Source organism: Pseudomonas urethralis (assembly GCF_021602465.1).
GTDB classification, from domain to species: domain Bacteria; phylum Pseudomonadota; class Gammaproteobacteria; order Pseudomonadales; family Pseudomonadaceae; genus Aquipseudomonas; species Aquipseudomonas vlassakiae.
On sequence record NZ_BQIJ01000017.1, the window covers coordinates 86,450 to 104,003 of the forward strand.

Sequence of the window (17,554 nt, forward strand, 5' to 3'; positions counted from 1 at the left end):
ATGATCAGGCCACATGCTGGATCAGGGCCCGATGTGTTGTATCTCGAAGTAGCACTCCACCTCGTCTTTGGCCTACCTCTTTCGCCTGAATAACCTGCAGTCCCGTGGAGGAATCATGTTCGCTAGGGGCGAGACGGGATCAAATGATGCAGCCAGTTCAAGTTGTGATAGCGGCTATGTTAATGTGCCATCACGAAGCCGGTAAGGAGCATTGTGATGGGGTGGAAAGGGACAGTTCGATCTCTGCAAGCGTCTGCGAGGCGAGCAGAACGTAATGCGCATCGCCGCCAACGTGAGCTGGAGAAGCGGCAGAAAGAGTTCGCGAGAATGGAGGCCCTCGAACAGGCGGCCTACGAAGTCGAGGTGTATGAGAACCACATTGATATCCTGCTCTCGATGCATAAGGAATGCGCTGAGCCGGTCAAATGGAAGAAGATTCTGTCCAAGCCTGAGCCTAAGCCGCCCGTGAAAAGCGGGGCCCTTGAACAGGCCGCTATGCAGGCCTCGGCGACTTATCGTCCAAACTTCTGGGCCAAGCTGTTTAAGTTGGAAAGCCGTCAGCGTGCGGCCCTCATCGCGAAAATCGCCACTGCCGCAACTGAAGATGAACGGCTGTTCCAGGCGCAGTTTGAAGAATGGAAGACTCAGCATTCTGATTGGTCGGAGGAGCGGGACATTGCCCTGCGGATTCTTGATGGCGATCGCCAGGCAAAGCTCGACGCTATCGAGGCGTTCGAGTCGTTCGAGGAAATTTCGCACCTTGGCTCATCCATACAGATGATCGTTCATGAGGGAGGCGTGCTGGAAGCAAAGCTGGCTATTCACGGCTCGCACGTCATTCCCACCGAGATCAAATCGCTGCTCAAAAGCGGAAAACTGTCGACCAAGGCGATGCCTGCAGGCCGCTTCAACGAACTCCACCAGGATTACGTGTGCAGTTGCGCACTGCGGGTAGGCCGCGAGCTGCTGGCCATCTTGCCGGACGACCTCGTCATCGTTACGGCGATGGATAACGTGCTGAACAGCTCTACCGGGCACATGGAGGATCAGCCGATCCTCAGCGTTGCATTCTCCCGTGCCACTGTCGAAGGTCTTAACCTCGAAGCCATCGACCCTTCAGATGCGATGAAAAACTTTGTTCACAATATGAGCTTTAGAAAAGGTGCTGGCTTCTCGGCGGTAACATCCTTGGACGCGCAGCGCTTCGCTCAGGTAGGTGTATGACGCAGTACGAGCCTAATTAGTGAGATGGATATAGTTTCCTTATGTTGCTGCTGAGCCTGCAAGTGCTGTTGTGGTGAACTAACTCCGCCTTGCAGCATCAAATTCATTAGGCCCAGTTCTAAATTTGGGTTAACCTGTAGGCACTTTTCAAAGATTTGAGGGTTACGTATGTCCCGTTTGGCAGAATTCCGAAAGCTTGAGCAGACCCTGGCTGCGCAGCTCGCAGAGCTTGAGGCGATGAAGGGCAGCACCGAGCTGAAAAAAGAAATCGAATTTGAAGAAAAGCTTCGTGATTTGCTGAATAAGTACGGCTTCAGCCTGCGAGATATCATCAACATTTTGGATCCCCAAGCTGGTCGTCGCAGCGCCCCGGCTGTGGCAGAAAAATCACCGCGTCGTGCACGCCAAGTTAAGCAGTACAAGAACCCGCATAACGGGGAGATAATCGAGACAAAAGGCGGCAATCACAAGCTGCTGAAAGAGTGGAAGGCGCAGTACGGGGCCGAAGAAGTAGAAGCTTGGGTTTCCTGATTTATTGATGCTGCACTCAAAACGGCCAATCTGGCCGTTTTTTTGTGTCAGGGAAATTGGTGAGGTAGCAGATCAGCCTTTCTTCCATATGTCGTTTACCGTCGACCATGGAATGCCAAGCTCATCTGAGACTTCTCGCTTGGATTTGCCAGCCGCTTTGGCTTTGAGCACCGCTTCAATCTTCGCTTGCCGTGCTGGCCGACCAGGCTTGTGGATTACAAGATGCCCATCCTGAAAGTGTTCACGGATCTCGACATCAATGCCCAAAGCGCCAATCTTGTCCATCTCCAAGCGCAGTTTCTCCAGGTACTGCTCCTGCCCCATGTCCTGACCAACCTTGCCGGCATAGGCCAGCAACGCGATCAGATCCACGTCCAAGCGCTCAGCAATACCTTCCATCATTCCCAGCGTTGCGCTAGCTCGGTCGTTTTCCAAGAGATGGATATGACTCGCATCGCCAGGCCCTGCGAGCTTTTCCTGCGACAGGCCCCGAGCTGTACGAAGTGCTCTGAGTACCGCGGCCAGTGGTGGCGCGATGCGCATGGTGGATCCTCAAAACTGAGGATAAAGCCACATTGCGAATCACGGAAACATACAATATATTCATAAATACCGTGTGGCGAGACGCCAGCATTCCGGCATCGCGTGCGCTGGCCAGTCGCAGGGACTGGCCGCGGCAACGGGAATCTCCTGTGCGGGATAGAGAGGGATGGCCGGTCAAAATGGCGGCCAGCCAGTCAGCGCGCACCCAGTATCTGCTGGCTCTGCGCGGCGATTTTGAGGGAACAGAGCGTGTCAGATGTGATGGTTGTTAATGGAAAATTGGAAGTTGTCGGCCCGTCCACGGACAAACCGGACGGCTCGGAATACACCTACCTACGCCTGGCTGAAAAGGACGGTACGACCAAGCTCGTGAAGAAAGTCGGGGTAGGACAGCTCATTGAATCTCACATGCGTCCAGGCATCGATGGCAGCTTTTTCTTCGTAAAACTGGGGAGAATGGGATGGATCCTCTTTGCGATCAAAACCGCAGCCGGCGAGACGATCTACGAGCAGAATGGTTTCTCAACCTGGATCAGGAAAATGCGTTGGTCGGCGTTTGTCCTTGCATTGCTATTCCTGCCGCTCAGCTTCGTAGCCTTGCTCATGGGAGGGTTTCTGGGGGTGGTTGTACCCATCGGTTTCATCTACCTCATTGTGAAACTGACCTACTCGTTCCCCAAGATTCTGAATGAGCAATTCCTTCGTCGACAGCTGGAGCAGTATGAATTCAGCAGATAGAGGGCCAGGATCCAGCAGAGCGGGGCAGAAAAGCCCCGCGTCGTGCCCAACCTGGAATGGATTTGTCTGCGTTACGGGGTCTCTTCAAGGTTGGCGAGTTTTTTGAAGGTTTCGATTTTTTCAAATTCGAGCTCTTTGAGGATCGTTTGCTTGGCCTCGTTCTTATCCAGGCTACGGCGGGGCTCATCGAATTCGATTTTCTTGATACGCAGTTCGATCTCGCTATCCCGATTATGACCATTGTTGAAGTCGGGGAAGCCAAGCGAAATCACGCACTGTCCATCCATACCGGACAAGCTGAATCTGAATTTGGCATCCAAGCGGTGGATCAGCAGGCAAGGTCTGTATGCGAGGTTGCTCAGGAAGTCGGAATCCTCAAGGCCTGTACCACGCAGATCCAATCCACGAATTCGTTCCTCCATCCAATCGAGCTGCTCAGGAAGCGCGTGATCCTCGTCTGGAACAAGGCCTATATCAAGTACCTCTTGGAAGGTTATGGAAGCATGTCTGCTGTCCCGCGTAAGCCCCAGTAAGTATTCAAATCGATTGGCGTTGGTGAAGTCGCCGAAGCGAATCTGTCGAACCTTGGCTTTCTGGGCGATCTGACCCTGTGTCTTGAAGTGGCCGATCAGGTGCTTAGATACGGCCCGGTTCGTTTGCTTGGTCTCGGGGGCGGTATGGGTGCTGATGAAGATGAGTTCGTCTTTGTCTTTGCTCTTCTGAATCTCAATGGAAGCTTTGAAGCGTTTGTGCGAATCAGCCCAGCTCTTGGAGCGATCTAGCCGCTCGATCTCGAAATCATGCGTATGGCGTCGTCGCTGTTGGGAACCGGGTAGAAGCTAGGAGCATTCAGGACTTTGAAATTTTTGAAATCCAGATCCAGCACCTTGTTGACGTCGATGTCGTCGGGGATGCTGCTGATCAAGGTTTCAGTGCCTGACCACTCGATGATCTGCGTTGTGATCTTAGGGTTGTCTTCTTTCGCGGTGTACAGTTGCTGCAGTTCCACGAACTCGCTGGGCTTGAGCAGCGATAGCGTCAGCGAGGGGATGCTCTGCTCCTTATCCTGCTGCGACATGAAGACGCCACGACGTCGGAGCAGATGCTTCAGGTCGCCCTTGGACACAAACGGTTGGACGAGGTAGGCCCGAAGATTTTCGCCTTGAGGCAAAATCGAATTTTCATCATTCATGTGCATTACGCGATACTCCTGAAGTCGGAGCGATAGCTGACCACTTCGACCAATTCGGCAAAGCGCTTGTTGGCGATCGACCCCTTGGCCAGTGCCGCCTGGCGGCTATGATCGCCGAAATTGTAATCAGGGAATGCGATGACCACCTTCTGCGGGAAATCCAACGCTACCGAGGACAAATAGCCGATCAGCCGGCGAAGACCTTCCTCACTAAATTCATCGTCGCAGCAGATGGCAAGGTTTTTCGCATCACCTGCCTGGATAAAGAAGGGGATAATCCCGCTCGTGAGATATTCTGCTGGCAGTACATCACCGGCAGCTATGCGCTGGGAGGGGTCAACGTTCTTGCCAGTGGAGGGGTAGAGGAATTTAACGTTGGCGGCGCCGTATGTGTTGCGCATGTAGGAGATGGCCTCATACAGGAAGCAGGCGCGTCGGTTATCGACCACATAGATGGTTCCGAAATTGGAATCGTCCAGCTTCTTGCTGGACGCAACCTCAGAGACGGCATCGAAATCTTTGACGTCCTCACCGTTGATCCAGAACAACACGCCCGCTACCACCTCCGCGCTGATCCCGGTATAGCCAGCATTGAGCTGTTTCTTCTGCACTGATCGTTTGAAGCATTCAATGGCTGTGGCCAGGTCGCTGAAGTGGTTCTTAAAGGTGCTTGCCAAGGGGCGCACGTAGGGCTTGGTCGAAAATTTTGATGAGATACATAGGTGCTTGAGGACGCCATCCTCTAGAGGAGACTGGCCTGTGTACACGTAGTCGATCCCGTGGCTTGTCCGCTCGGATGCTGATGCCGATTTTTTGTGCCCATCCGGGTGGATGCAGCTTACGTCAATGCCCCGGACGGCTGCTTTCCAACCAATGAATTTCAGGAAAGAGAAGACGATGTCTTCCCCGTGCTCACCAATACTTTTCGACCACTCTCCCACTAGCGGGCTCCCCAGTTGATTTATAAAGTGCGCAGCGAGGCCGGCCTCTTGGCCAACCTATGGATCTGATTCGTGTGGAGAATACTCTAGCGAGAAAATTCTGATGGGCAAGCAATTTATTGGAAAATCGCTGGAGGCCATGAAGCACAGGGCTGTGATGTCCGGGGAGTGTTTTTACGATTTGTAAAAAAATACACGTTTTGCTGTTTTCATACACTTTACGTGTAATGAATCCACAAATAGTGAACAGGAATTCTGTGATTAACAGCCATGCTGTTTAATTTTCACTTTCTGTGAGTTTGTTTGCATGTGTTGTCCACTTAAAGTGGATCAAGGGTGTGCGGCGCCAATGTAGTCATCCCCATTGGTTTGCGTGCGGCATCGAGACAAGCGAAGCGCTATGATCACTTTTCTATGCCCGGAGCCCTGTCATGACTGTGAAAACGCCGTGGGAAGCTGCGATCGAGGTTGAGCCCAAAACCGAGTCTGAACGCTATCTAAGCAAGCTAGCGCGCAAGGCATTTTTAAGTCTATGGTGCTATGGGAACGTCCACACCGACGAAGGGAAGAAAACGGCCGCGGGCGACGGGAAGGAGCTGTGCGATCTATTCGTCGTCTTCGGCGATCACATCCTGATTTTCTCGGATAAGCACTGTGAGTACCCAACGCACTCTGACCCCTTGGTTTCATGGGGACGTTGGTACAAGCGGGCGATCCACGCCTCAGTGACCCAGTTGCTTGGCGCGGAAAAATTTATCCGTGAGCACCCAAGCCGGCTATTCCTGGACAAGCAATGTGCTGTGCCTTTTCCGTATCGGCTACCTGACATGGACAAGGCAATTTTTCACCGTATCGCCGTGACGCGCGGATCCTTCGACGCGGCTGTTTCCCATTGGGGCGGGGAGAGCAGCGGTAGTCTGATGATTGACACCACGTTGCTGGACAAGAAGGAGCACCTGGAGACGCCTTTCACGGTGGGTTGGCCGGCGGGTAAGGATCGCTTCGTCCATGTGCTGGATGAGTTGACTCTCGATGTGCTCCTCTCAGAGTTGGACACGGTACCGGATCTAGTAGCGTACTTCTCTGAGAAAGAGCGCTTCCTCAGCAGTGCCCAGTGCATGAGCGTCGCGGGCGAAGAAGAGCTCATCACGCTCTACCAAACCAGCATGCAGGGGGGGAAGCACACACTACCTCGTGATTTTCCCGCCTCAAGCATGATTGTGCTCGCCGAGGGCGATTGGGAAACTTTCAATTCGAGCGCCGAGCGGCTAGCCCGAAATGAAGCCAACCGTCTCAGTTACTTCTGGGACGAGATCATCGAGGTTCAATCCAAATACATCCGCTCTGATGAAGCCGTTGCAGTGGACGGTGAAAACTACACAAATGATGAGAAGGAACAGCTCGTCAGGGCGCTTGCGATGGAGAATCGCTTTGCACGTCGGGTCTTGGGTGACGCGCTTCATGATCTGCTCCGGCAGCCTGTGCCCCTGGGAAGTCAGGCGACTCGGATCATGCCAAGTCCAACGGTGAAAGGGCGGTTTTACGTGTTCACGATCGTGCCTCGCGACCCAGCGGTGGACTATCAGGTTTTCAGGGAGGATCGTGCCGATTTTCTTGCCACCTATTGTCACGGTCTACGACTGAGGTATCCCGACATCATTGAAGTGGTAGGGCTTACGTCTGAACCTTTCTCCTCCCGTGCTTCCTCACAGGATTTGCTCTATATGGCGTTCCCGGAGCCTGCGACTCAGGAGGAGCTGAGTGCACTTCGTGAGCAGTGCGATGAGCTTGGTATTCTGCAGGAGCGATCAATGCGTCCTCACGCGTTCCAAGCGTTCGAGTTTCCTAAGGAGTAGGCCTGTGTGCCGCGGACTCGGGCTCTACGGGAATCACGCGCCCGATCTCTCACGTTTTTAGGCTCAATTTGTTGGAGATGAAGGTGGCAGCGAATTCATGAAGTCGAATCAACAATCCGCTTATTGGGCGATACCTCAGGATTTTCCGCTTGATGACTTGGAGCGGGTCATTCCGCTGCTGCAGGAAGCCGATTTCCTGTTGCCCAGTTTCACCCCTCCTGAGGTTGGCTTGTACCACCCTGTTGGCTATGTCTACGCCCAGCAGGAGGGCGTGAGAACGGTCATTCTGCCAGATCGCAATGTTGCGTCTCGCATGGCCCAGCTGGCCCGGGGTAGAAAGACTGTAAATGACAGGCAGTTGCGGCACTGTGCTGCGTTGCTGTCGTTTGCGCATCTCCTGGAAATCCAGTTTGAGCCTGGTATCTCATTCCATGAGCTGGCCCATCACGCCGGCAATGCGGAGGCAGAGCAAGAGCTGGGTTGGTTTAGAGCCGCTGATAACGCTCCGCCCCAGGACATGTTGAATGTGGCGCTCGGACGGTGTGACGGGGTCTCGCGTATTTATGAGCCTTACCAGGTTCAACTGCAAGACATGGCCAAGCCTATCAAGCGGTGGAACAGAAACTACATCGCCGCACTGAAGATCCTGGAGCTCGATTTCGCCAAGGGCAAAGCGCTGGACAAGGTGCTTCATCTCCTGGATTGGATGCGCACTGACTTTGTCTTCGCCGGGCCCGCGGTCATGCTTGCTTGCGTGTATTTGGGGACGCACTCGCCCTCACGCAAGAATGTGCACATCCTGGACAACCAAACGTTGATCATCGGCGACACCAGATTTTTGGTAGCAACTGCTTGGACAGATTTCACCGCGACTGGGGACTACAGGGCTGCGATGAGGGTGTGTGCGGAGTGGATGAACGACTTCAAGCGCATTCGCATCGGTGAGAGCTACAGCAAGCTTCGCCCTGTTGATCTAATTGCACGGAATATCACCACTCGTGAATTCTTGGCGAATGAGTTAGCGAAGGAGTTCGACGGCAAGACGTTGGTAGTGACTCATCACTGCCCCATCCAGGAAGTGGCAGGCACCGATCATGAGGGGCACCTTGGTGCGGCTTACTTTAACCAATGGCATGACCTGGTGGCTCAGGCTGACGCTTGGGTATTTGGCCACACGCATCATGCAGTCGATACCGTCGTATCTGGATGCCGATTGGTTTCGAACCCACGTGGATACCCGGGTGAGCGTACGGGGTTCTTACCGGATTTCTGTATTGAATTTTGATGAGGCGGTTAGCATGACGAATACATACGGAGTAGGAAGGTTATTTTGGGCATCACTCGGGAGGCCTTTGAGGGCGGCATCAACGGATACGGCTGCTTCTCAGTGGGCTAAGCAGGTACTTTGGGGTTGCCGCCCCTAAGCGCGGAGGTTGCTTGAGTAGGCTACTAAAAAGGTGAATCCTGCTGCTCAAGCTCATGAACTGCATTGTAGATTCGCCGCTTCAAATCCGTCGAAAAGTCCCGTATAGCCACGATGGCGTGGCGCACTTCGGCAGCACCAATCACAATCGGCTCATCGTCTACTGTTCGACCGTTGCGGTGCACGATGTCGTGGCGCTTGATGCAGATAGGGCTGATGTCATCCAGCTTTAGCCCGGACATGTGCTTGCCAAACATTGCGTCCATCACGGTTTTGATGGTTGCTGGATTGTGGAAGGAAAGCTCAGTCAGCGTCTTCAGCACGATGCTTTCCACCCCTTTAGGCTGTAGCACAATCTCCTTGAGCGTGAATTTCTTCTTGCTCAGCTCCTCGTAGCATGTCGCCACATTTATCATGAGCGGTTCATAGTGCACGATCAGCCTGCGAACGACCGAGCTAATCAGCGATTCGAGTAGCGTCACCGCATGGGCGTAGACGAGTTTGTAAACGGTCTGTGCTTTAGGGTCGTCCTGATTGAGTTCGAGGAGATCACTCGCGGTAGCCAGCTCCCTGGAGAATTCGCTGAAGAGTTCGTTATGCGAGTGTCGCCCGAGCCATCGGTACTCAGCCTCTTCGGCGTCAGCCTCCATCGCTGACGAGTATTCAGCGCTCAAGCGCTCCCAGGTCTCAGGATCCTCAGCGGGATCGATGTCCATGCCGTGTTGACGCTTGATCCAGGCCAGGCATCGTTCCTGTTCAACCTCGAATGCGTATTCTTTAGTGAAGCTCATTCGTTGTCTTATACCCCCTGTGGGTTCGGGGCGTTCCGGCCCGCGAGTAAGCAGTAGTTGGATGGGCGGGAAACATCAGCGATCATGCGGGCCCTTGGAGGATGTACTTTGCCATCACTGTGCGAGAGGACGATAGGGGCACCATGGGTGATTTGACGGTTTGTTATAAGTGCGTGATTGACCCGTTTCTCGGTGGGCAGATCAGACGCAATGGCACCTCCACACAATGCAGCCTCTGCCAGTCAAAGCGTAGATGCGTACCGCTTGCGCAGATTGTTGATCGCGTCGAGACCATTCTCAAACGCTACATCCATGAAGGCGAATTTGTCCGTCGCTGAGGCCCGGACGGCGTTGTTGACTCTCAAGGGGGAGATTACGTCGAGTACTGGGTTAGTGAGCTTTTTGGGTGTGACAACGTTGAGCGGATAGTCCAAGCCGTGTGCACCAATCTCAAAGACTTCCACGATGATATCAAGTATGAGCGGTCACCGTTCCGACCAGACCATTTCGGGCATGAGTGGGGCGCGTTTCAAGACGGGCTCAAGCATGGTAAGCGCTTCTTCAATGACAGCGCGAAGGCCTTCCTTGACTGGATTGTCAAAGACCTCGGCAGCTATTCAGCGTCGTCAGAGGAGCATGCGGTAGTTCGGGTTCTCAGTCCCGAAAGCGTCCCACCCATTTATCGCGCCCGCACCTGCATGACGCCCGAGAGTGTTGCTGAAATCACCGCAGACCCGGCGAGCAAACTCGCTGCGCCTCCCAAGGACAAAGCAGGTCAGGGCAGGATGAATCCAGCGGGCGTCCCTGCGTTCTATGGAGCGTTCGCTCGCAAAACCTGCGTGGCCGAGTTGCGGCCTCCGGTTGGCGGAGCGGTGGTGAGTGGGGAGTTCCGGTTGAATCAGTCTGTCAGGGTGTTGGACTTTGGGCGTTTTGAGACCGCCGATCTCGGGCCGGTACCCAGCTTCTTCGATCCCAAATACTTCCAGAAGAGCGGGCGGCAGGAATTTCTGAGGTACCTCCATGATGAAATGACCGTTCCCGTGTTGCCAGGCTTGGAGCGCAATTACCTAATACCCCAAGTCATCGCCGAGTACCTCGCGACTCACTGCAAACCGCAACTGGATGGCGTGATCTTCAAATCGGTTCAGGACAAGGGCGGCAGCAATATCGTCCTGTTTTCTCATGCAGCATGCTCGCCGAGCCCAACGATTTGGAAGCTTAAGGGCACCATGGGGATCCTGGGCCCCAGGTCATCTAATGCTCCGCGCATCGAGTACATAGAAGGGAGTCTCATGCATCACCGCATCGAGGAGGTTCACTACGGAACAAGCGATTTGGAACTGGAGGATGATCGGCCTAAAGCGAAGGTTTTGGAGGCGGAGTGGTGATGGACGTAAGGGGCTCGCTATACGTCTTGCGAATCTACTGCGAGCGTAGTGATGAATACTGAGCGGGGCTTTTTCCCTCTGAGGAGTGGCTCAGGGCTCAAGGATCAAGCTACGCACCAGGACACTTTACGCGCAGAGTTAGCATAACTTTCTGGTGTCGGTTGTGTTGCGCATCTACTTGTGCCTTTGAGTGCGTAACACAGCACTTTCATGGAGTCCACTGGCTTGGTTGAGAGTCCCATCTTCGTGCGCGCATCCGCGCATGAGCGAGACCTTAGGCGGGTAGGCCAAAGCTAATGCAATAATGTGTCGCCTGGGTGTGCCCCCAAAATGCGTTGCCGTGATGATCCTATAGCATGAAGATAATAGGGGTGGCCTGCGTCGTTTTCTTTATGTTCCTCGTATCGATTCATTATCCAAACTGGAGTTCGATCAAATACACTGCCTCAGTAATCCCTGGGTTGTCAGGCGATCATGAGGTCACGGTCTCTATCCGCCATTAGTGTTTCGGTGCGCTCGATGTACTCATCTGTCGATATTTTTCCGCTCTTGAGTGCTTCCAGAAGTCGTTTCATACGTTTTTGGTAGTTTTCGTACATCTTAGCGGTTTCAACATTATGAACTACTTTCTCAAACTTTGACTTTTCCTTGTAAGCATCGTCTACGTATGTCAGAAGGCTTTCAAGTGTCGCATGACCGCTCCGTGAAAGTGCCCGTTCCGCGATCATTTTGTTAGTCATTAATGTCTGGCGGAATGAGTCTGGGCTCAGAGCCTTAGTTTCTGCGATCAGTTTGGCGACCTCGTCTGTACAGAATGTATGTCTAAACAGGTGCGCACAAGCCTGCTCTTCAATACCGGCAGCCCGCCTGATTTTTGAAAACTCAGTCGTGATACTTCCACGCGTCATGTGGCGTCCCCCACGCTCCGTGACGAACAAGAAGCCATGATCTGGAGAACCTTTAAAGCGCTTCATGAGGCTGTAGCGTTCCCCATGAATATAGTTCAATAAATCACGCAATAGTGGTGAGCTGAGCGATATGTCTCGAACTTCTCCGTTGCCCCCATGCTTTAGTGTCTTAAGCCTTACGAACGGTGCTTTGACTTTTGCGGCATTAAGAATCTGAGCTACTGTGATTTCGTGCACCTCACCTCGGCGACCCCCGGTTTCCGAGAATAATGAAATCATCAATTGACGACGAGTGCAGAGAAAATCCGAGATAGATATATCATCTATGGTGTCGCGCAGTTTCTGAATTGTGGCCTCGCCAATGGGTTTTCTGGATTTCTTGGCCTCGGGTGTCCTGAATGATCGGTGATGTACGCTTGCGCGTTTGAATGCCTTGCCGTTACGGTAGTAGATGGAATCAACCATTTCAATTGAGATGGTGCCGCCAATGCCGACGTGGTTGTGGATGCCATATACTTCGCCAACGTAGGCCAGAAACCTCAGGCATTTGCGTCCAATAGTAGTAATTCTCCGTTCACCTTTTTTTCGTTTATGTGGTTTTCGTGGGTCATATTCAGTGCGCAGGCCATCAATGAACTCGCAGAAATCATCATCGGATATGTCAATGAAGTTAAGCTTATTATAGTAACAGAAGCGGATAAGAGAACTAATTTGCGCGGCATACTCACCAAAGGTTCCCCCTTTTTCGCCTTCGCGAGATGGGCCATTACCGCCTCGTCCAGGTAGTTCGCGAACCCTCACCATGTAAGCGTTTGCTAGAAAGCATGGTTTGCCATCAGGCCAAGTCATAAACGGCAGTTTATCGCTATCTAAAGTGATTAATTCGTCACCAGACAAGTGGCTGTAAAGCTTCAGCTTCGGTATTGGTTCGAAAAGTTGGCGTGATTCTGGGTAGTTAACTATTCTTTTTTTCATTGGGCACCAGCTGCAAATGACTTTTTGTTGAGAGGAGAGAGACGTCATTAAAGGGAGTGGGGTTCAGGCTCAATATTCTAATAATGCGGTTAACTGCATCCTTAATCCGCTTCTGCCTTAAGCCCTCAAGAGTGGTGTCAAGAATGCTAATTAAATCTCTGCGATTTACATCCAGAGCTTGAATCAGCACCATATTGGCTGCTTGCAACGAGGCTACTTCCGCTTCTAGCTCCTCTACCTTATCTGCTAGCCCCGATAGACTCCGCTTATCTTGAACCTTTACTGGGTTTTCCTGGAGCTTGGCTAACCCGGCCATGGCATGCGAACGTAGACGATCCAAGTAACTCAAATCTCGTTCTGCACCATTCTCAGATAGCCGCTTTTTTAACGTATTAAGGCTAAGGGGGCGAATGGAGAACTGCTTATCATTGATCGAAAAATCTATATCCAAGTTGCACAAACCTCCTTGGCTTTGTAGAGCAGCGATCACCTGTTCGTTATGTTCGTAATGTCGTGGTCGCTGGCAGATGTCTGAAAGCAATTCGAACATGGCGTCGATTGACTGGTTGATAAGTGTGCGTTTTGGTGTGCTCATGATGCGGTCTGCTCAGCTACCTGTAGCTCTCGATGGCCGTCACTCAGGATGAAAAGGACTTTCATGGCCTTTCCATGTTCGTCCTTATAGAAGTGAGGTTCAATTTTTGCCCTGCCTTGCTCTTGCAAAGCCATAAGCCGATCCTCGATTTTCTCTTCATCTACCAAGTGCAACATGGTTGTGCCAAATTCGGCCTCAAGAAGTTCTTTGAGGTCTTTGTAGTTTTCGAGGCGTTGATTCTTGATCAGACTGACGAAATGCTGCGTGCCTGCCCGCTGGATTTCATTGCCATCCAGGCACTCGCTCAGATAATTCCAAACATGTTCTAGGTCGCGATGCCCAAGCATCCAGCGTAACGTGTCCAGTTCACCAAAGCTGTTAGTAGAGAAAAATAAGATGGCAAAGAAACGTCTTAGCTGATGCTGGCGTACATAATATCGCTCGTTGTTTCCATTGAGGTCGCTTTCAAAGTAATCACATGCATAGTCTAGATGGCGGTTGTAAAGGTGCAAAGAGCAGTTCTGCAGCCCCTTGAGTCCACGTATCGACGGTGTAGCGAAAAGGTCACCCAAACCCTTATTAACGCCAATGCGGCTGAGCTCATCTTGGAAGCGCTGCAGTTCCTCAATCATTTCCACAGCAATTGCGTCAACTGGTCGCGACTCTCTTAGGCGAATTCCCCACGCTCTCCGCGTAGATTTTCCGAGGCAAAAATTTAGCCATGACCTAGATTCGTCTAAGCACGATTTGGCTTTCAATGTAACCATTTCGTCTACGCGGCGTGCCATCAGCATTCCAATGGTCAGTTGAATGCTACCTAGGTAAACATATACCAACTCAACAAGCCCACGGTTTTTGCGCAAATTTTGGTAGTAGGTTTGTCGATCACCCTTTTGTTCCGTCTGATTTTGGCCTGCGTAATTGCACGAAAGTCCAATAGTCTTCACTCCAAAATCTACCAGTTCCGAGCCGAGGATGTTTTCAAGCGCCTCACCTTTAAGTGAATGCATTGGGGTTTTATTGTGGTGACAGTGCTCGGCGACTTTTAAGTATCCGCGCAGGATGGCGGGCCCATGCTCGACATGGAACTCAATGCTTCGGCGAAAAAGTTTAAGAAGATTATCGGCGGGCACGCTCCGGAATCGTGCTGGTTCTCTGAGTTTTGGTATGTAGTCGATAATTGTATCCGTGTCCGAGGGCGTGGGGAGATTCAATGAAGCAAGTGCTGAGCTATGGATTAGGCAGTAGCGGAAAAGAAAATACAAAGTCGTTTGTAATAACTCAGATTCTCCTGTGGTTACCCTTGCTGCCGGTAGTTCTCTATTGTAGATTTGTTCGTTTGGATAAAAATTTAACACATCTAGGGCAGGTTTAGCGGTGCTTCTGCCTCGAATTGTTTCTGGATATAGAATGGCTGAAAGGGAAGTGGTACTTACTTTGAATCCGGAGTGGTTATTGCCGTAGTACAGCCCAGCCTTCATGAGTGCTGCTCGTGCGTTCGGAATATCGGCCCGGGTTAAATTTAAATCCAAGCCATCTTCGGATTCATCGTTTATCTCTAGAATGGCCGGATACTTCGCGAAAATCTGTTCGGCCTCTACTGTGCTCAAGTTGTCCAGTTGCGTTTTGCAGAAAGCAGCGACGCGGCTGCTCCAGTTATAGATTGAACGATGGGAATAAGCATCTGAAGCGAGCGTGCTCAGGATTGCTTTTAGGTCATCACCGTTGAGCGCCCCAAGACCAAACTCGATCAAGCTAAAGCGCTTGGCATTGATTAGTAGATAATCAATTACCTTTACAGTGCACGCGAAGCGCATGCCTCTGGATTCAGGTGCCAGGTGAGCAAATTCTTTGTTGACCCCATTTGCGCCGATAATCAGTAAGTGTTTAAGCGAGAGTAGTAATCGCTCATTCTGGGGGGCTGTCAAAAGACTGCCATCCCACATACGAGCTCCCCAATCAAGGTCGAAAGGTTCTTTCTGAGAATTTTGAACTTTCCAAACATTTTCCTCGAAGTTATTCAATAGCCACGGTGCTGTTCGGTGGCCCGACGATCTCGCTCGTCCAAATTTTTCAAGAAACTCATAGCCGGCTTTACGCCCAGTGCGCGGGGACATAGATCAACTCCTCCATTTTTTTCGCATCTACGAGTTGCAGCGCTGTGGCGAGGTACTTTTTGAGCTTCCGATCAATGCTGGAAGCAATCTCAGTTTTGATTTTGCTGGCGAACGATGCCCAATACTCGGCCTTGCCGCAAACCCGAGCTCGGTCTGTAGATGCAGTCACTGCAGCTTCAAGTGAGAGGATGGAGGCAAGGAAAGGTACGCCGACGGATAGTACGGCTTCACTATTTTCGATCTGTTCGGATTTTGCCTTGCGCTCAGGATCAGCGGCCTCGCTTGGTATTTCTTTGATCCGGTGATTTTCGAGGAAAGCGTCCAGTTCATCCATGTTGGCGAACTTTGTCACCCGCAGCAGGTGAGGGCTGTCCTTCATCGCCTCACACACCATCGCTTTCTGGAAAATCCTAATCCAGCGGGCCTTGATAAAGGACAGTAACGCTTCTGGCAAATAATGGCTCAGCAAGTCAGGGTTATACTCTTCATGACCCAGAGCTCGGGATGTCGCCTCGCTGCTCTTCGTTTTAATGAAGATGGAAACCACCGCTGAACAGCGTATCCGGCCAATACGTGCCCGCTGAATAAAATTGAGTAGTTCTTCTTCAGGCAGGTCGCTGTGCGGTCTGAACTGCTTGAGTATTTCAACCTTCAGTGCCTTGTTGTTTTTAAACGAGCTGTCATTCCACAACGGCATGATGTCGAGTCCGAAAACGGACGCTCCCTTGCCTGAATTGATGAAGAGATAGCGGTAATCTTGATTGCCTTCAGCTTTGAGCTTTTTTCTACCGATGTGTGTAATAGAAATAATGTCATTTACGATTTCGAAAGTCGTGTCGTTGAGTTCGATTACCTGCTCTCGAACATCTGGTTTCTTGCGATTTTTGTAGCCTGTGAGTGTTCGCTTGGTCTCATCAAAACCGGTAAGAACACCGTTCTCATTATAGAGCTCGAAGCCGTTCAGAAAATCCGCCGTGATTTCAGGGTGTTCCATTACCAAGAGGCATTGCAGTGGGTACAAACAGCCTTTAAGTGGAAATCCGTAGGCGTTGGCTAACCCTGCAGCACTCAAATCTTCTCCGGTGTGATGTTTGTGTATTTTGCGCAGGAACTTAAAGGGGACTTCGGAATTCAGACTTTCTAAAGTTGCACAGATATCTGCGAGGCTATGCTGCTTATGTAACCCCCGTCCAACAAATTTGATGATGGGGGTGCCTTCTTTAGCTAACGTAGCCCGTCGTTTATAACGGGCTCTAAGATCATTTGCCTGCGCCGTCGCCCAGTCTCTAACTGTCGTCAAATCCTTCTTGATGTGGAAAAACAAATATTCTACAGCTTCAGCGTCAGTCACGTGTAGAGGGATTGATGTAAGTGTTTTTTCCTGAACTGTGAGCCCATCTTGATCTCTAGTACGTGTCTGGGATGGATGCTTGGTATGGGCAGGAGGTCGTTCGAATGGTGCAGTCAGTTTTGGCCATGCGCCGGATTTACAAAGACTATTTTCTGCGCTAGTTAGGAACTTTCCGAAAGACTTTGACTTATAGGAGTAGTCTTGATTTGCTTTCTCCGCTTCGCTGAAAGTGTGAATGGTGAAGGCCTCCATGAAGTCTTTGGTGGTACCTTCATCGCTGAAAGTTTTAAGCGGCCAAGTCGTACGGTTCTCATGAAGGTAGTCGAACATGAAATTCCATTCGATTCGAAAATCATTACCTCGGCCGCGATAGTATTGCTCCAGCTGGTTAAAAATATTTTCTGTAAACTCACGGCCGTAGTTGGCAACGAGGGGTGCCAATCTTAAATATGTTCCGCCTCCGCGTTTTCTCTCGATAGTCCAACCCTTCCAATACCACTTATGGAAATCGCTGGCTTCTCTCATCTTCTGACATTGGGCGGGGTCAGTTGCAAAGCGATTGAAATCCCATGTAACTGGATGTAGATCAGGATTTGCAGCTCTGGCTACTTCTAAGACGTTATAGATTCTACGAACCAGATTCACCGCTTGCCGGTTGTCAACGCTGACCAACTCTTCACCGGCGAGGGCCGCGGTGTAACCCTCCAGGATGTGTTCAATCAATGGGCTCCGAAGGGTCTCCATCGTGATTCGCTGGCCGGTGATGTCGCAGTACGCTTCGAGAACCTGCAGGGCCGGTCTAATCGTGAAATTTCTGAGGTTCTCTGACGCTGCGTGAGCCTTTCCGGTCGTGAGGATTAGGTCGCCAACCTCTTGATCGATCGCTTTGAGAGGGTGGTAGAGAATGGCCGCGGCTTTTTTGACAATCGTCATTTTCTTTTTCGCAACAGATTCAGGCTAATATGGCCGTGATTAGTGGTT

The 17,554-nt window shown here is 51.5% G+C and carries 15 protein-coding genes; 7 read left to right on the forward strand and 8 right to left on the reverse strand.

The window, feature by feature from the left end; all coding sequences use genetic code 11:
- Positions 1-327 precede the first annotated feature (327 nt).
- Both L6D64_RS22855 and L6D64_RS22860 read left to right on the forward strand, forming a co-directional pair.
- Positions 328-1,224 carry a hypothetical protein gene (locus L6D64_RS22855; RefSeq protein WP_308809884.1) on the forward strand — a complete coding sequence of 299 codons (897 nt, stop codon included), beginning with the start codon at positions 328-330 and terminating at the stop codon, positions 1,222-1,224.
- A 168-nt stretch (positions 1,225-1,392) separates the two neighbouring features.
- Positions 1,393-1,755 (forward strand): histone-like nucleoid-structuring protein, MvaT/MvaU family, encoded by a 363-nt coding sequence (locus L6D64_RS22860; RefSeq protein WP_176507763.1) that lies wholly within the window; start codon positions 1,393-1,395, stop codon positions 1,753-1,755.
- 72 nt (positions 1,756-1,827) lie between these two features.
- Here the strand turns inward: L6D64_RS22860 and L6D64_RS22865 are convergent, their stop codons facing one another.
- Positions 1,828-2,298, reverse strand: coding sequence for a helix-turn-helix domain-containing protein (locus L6D64_RS22865; RefSeq protein ID WP_176507764.1), 471 nt, complete (start codon positions 2,296-2,298; stop codon positions 1,828-1,830).
- 249 nt (positions 2,299-2,547) lie between these two features.
- On the opposite strand from L6D64_RS22865, the gene L6D64_RS22870 reads away from it, so the two are divergent.
- Both L6D64_RS22870 and L6D64_RS22875 read left to right on the forward strand, forming a co-directional pair.
- Positions 2,548-3,036, forward strand: a complete 489-nt coding sequence (locus L6D64_RS22870; protein WP_176507765.1) for a hypothetical protein — start codon at positions 2,548-2,550, stop codon at positions 3,034-3,036.
- 62 nt (positions 3,037-3,098) lie between these two features.
- Positions 3,099-3,569 carry a hypothetical protein gene (locus L6D64_RS22875; protein ID WP_236192583.1) on the forward strand — a complete coding sequence of 157 codons (471 nt, stop codon included), beginning with the start codon at positions 3,099-3,101 and terminating at the stop codon, positions 3,567-3,569.
- A 245-nt stretch (positions 3,570-3,814) separates the two neighbouring features.
- Here the strand turns inward: L6D64_RS22875 and L6D64_RS22880 are convergent, their stop codons facing one another.
- Together L6D64_RS22880 and gapS4a are read right to left on the reverse strand one after the other, a co-directional pair.
- Complete coding sequence (locus tag L6D64_RS22880; protein WP_236192584.1) at positions 3,815-4,234, reverse strand: hypothetical protein; 420 nt, start codon at positions 4,232-4,234, stop codon at positions 3,815-3,817.
- The gene (gene gapS4a, locus L6D64_RS22885; RefSeq protein WP_176507766.1) at positions 4,234-5,169 is read right to left on the reverse strand and encodes a GapS4a family protein; all 936 of its coding nucleotides are present in this window, start codon (positions 5,167-5,169) and stop codon (positions 4,234-4,236) included. The genes L6D64_RS22880 and gapS4a overlap by 1 nt, the downstream gene beginning before the upstream one ends.
- A 431-nt stretch (positions 5,170-5,600) precedes the next feature.
- Here gapS4a and L6D64_RS22890 point away from each other — a divergent pair, with 431 nt between their 5' ends.
- A complete protein-coding gene (locus tag L6D64_RS22890; RefSeq protein WP_176507767.1) occupies positions 5,601-7,025 on the forward strand; it encodes a hypothetical protein in 1,425 nt (474 codons plus the stop codon).
- A gap of 742 nt (positions 7,026-7,767) precedes the next feature.
- Entirely contained in the window at positions 7,768-8,310 is a 543-nt protein-coding gene (locus tag L6D64_RS22895; protein WP_176507786.1) for a metallophosphoesterase family protein, read from the forward strand.
- A gap of 164 nt (positions 8,311-8,474) precedes the next feature.
- Here L6D64_RS22895 and L6D64_RS22900 read toward each other — a convergent pair whose 3' ends face one another.
- Entirely contained in the window at positions 8,475-9,239 is a 765-nt protein-coding gene (locus tag L6D64_RS22900; protein ID WP_176507768.1) for a hypothetical protein, read from the reverse strand.
- 437 nt (positions 9,240-9,676) lie between these two features.
- Between L6D64_RS22900 and L6D64_RS22905 the strand changes: the two genes are divergently transcribed.
- Positions 9,677-10,627: an RES family NAD+ phosphorylase gene (locus tag L6D64_RS22905; RefSeq protein ID WP_236192585.1), complete on the forward strand. Its 951-nt coding sequence runs from the start codon at positions 9,677-9,679 to the stop codon at positions 10,625-10,627.
- A 464-nt stretch (positions 10,628-11,091) separates the two neighbouring features.
- On the opposite strand, the gene L6D64_RS22910 is transcribed toward L6D64_RS22905, so the two are convergent.
- The 4 genes from L6D64_RS22910 to L6D64_RS22925 are packed head-to-tail and all read right to left on the reverse strand — an operon-like array spanning position 11,092 to position 17,506.
- The gene (locus tag L6D64_RS22910; RefSeq protein ID WP_176507769.1) at positions 11,092-12,510 is read right to left on the reverse strand and encodes a tyrosine-type recombinase/integrase; all 1,419 of its coding nucleotides are present in this window, start codon (positions 12,508-12,510) and stop codon (positions 11,092-11,094) included.
- On the reverse strand, positions 12,491-13,105 hold the full coding sequence (locus L6D64_RS22915; protein WP_176507770.1) for a hypothetical protein: 615 nt from the start codon (positions 13,103-13,105) through the stop codon (positions 12,491-12,493). Before L6D64_RS22915 ends, L6D64_RS22910 begins: the two co-directional genes overlap by 20 nt.
- Positions 13,102-15,222 carry an integrase gene (locus L6D64_RS22920; RefSeq protein WP_176507771.1) on the reverse strand — a complete coding sequence of 707 codons (2,121 nt, stop codon included), beginning with the start codon at positions 15,220-15,222 and terminating at the stop codon, positions 13,102-13,104. Before L6D64_RS22920 ends, L6D64_RS22915 begins: the two co-directional genes overlap by 4 nt.
- Positions 15,200-17,506 carry a hypothetical protein gene (locus L6D64_RS22925; RefSeq protein ID WP_176507772.1) on the reverse strand — a complete coding sequence of 769 codons (2,307 nt, stop codon included), beginning with the start codon at positions 17,504-17,506 and terminating at the stop codon, positions 15,200-15,202. Before L6D64_RS22925 ends, L6D64_RS22920 begins: the two co-directional genes overlap by 23 nt.
- Between the last annotated feature and the right edge of the window lie 48 nt (positions 17,507-17,554).

Excerpts from the sequence above, each read along its gene's own strand:
- L6D64_RS22855 (WP_308809884.1), top strand. The coding sequence starts at position 328 with ATGGAGGCCCTCGAACAGGCGGCCTACGAAGTCGAGGTGTATGAGAAC.
- L6D64_RS22860 (WP_176507763.1), top strand. The coding sequence starts at position 1,393 with ATGTCCCGTTTGGCAGAATTCCGAAAGCTTGAGCAGACCCTGGCTGCG.
- L6D64_RS22865 (WP_176507764.1), bottom strand. The coding sequence starts at position 2,298 with ATGCGCATCGCGCCACCACTGGCCGCGGTACTCAGAGCACTTCGTACA.
- L6D64_RS22880 (WP_236192584.1), bottom strand. The coding sequence starts at position 4,234 with ATGCACATGAATGATGAAAATTCGATTTTGCCTCAAGGCGAAAATCTT.
- L6D64_RS22890 (WP_176507767.1), top strand. The coding sequence starts at position 5,601 with ATGACTGTGAAAACGCCGTGGGAAGCTGCGATCGAGGTTGAGCCCAAA.
- L6D64_RS22895 (WP_176507786.1), top strand. The coding sequence starts at position 7,768 with ATGCTTGCTTGCGTGTATTTGGGGACGCACTCGCCCTCACGCAAGAAT.
- L6D64_RS22900 (WP_176507768.1), bottom strand. The coding sequence starts at position 9,239 with ATGAGCTTCACTAAAGAATACGCATTCGAGGTTGAACAGGAACGATGC.
- L6D64_RS22910 (WP_176507769.1), bottom strand. The coding sequence starts at position 12,510 with ATGAAAAAAAGAATAGTTAACTACCCAGAATCACGCCAACTTTTCGAA.
- L6D64_RS22915 (WP_176507770.1), bottom strand. The coding sequence starts at position 13,105 with ATGAGCACACCAAAACGCACACTTATCAACCAGTCAATCGACGCCATG.
- L6D64_RS22920 (WP_176507771.1), bottom strand. The coding sequence starts at position 15,222 with ATGTCCCCGCGCACTGGGCGTAAAGCCGGCTATGAGTTTCTTGAAAAA.
- L6D64_RS22925 (WP_176507772.1), bottom strand. The coding sequence starts at position 17,506 with ATGACGATTGTCAAAAAAGCCGCGGCCATTCTCTACCACCCTCTCAAA.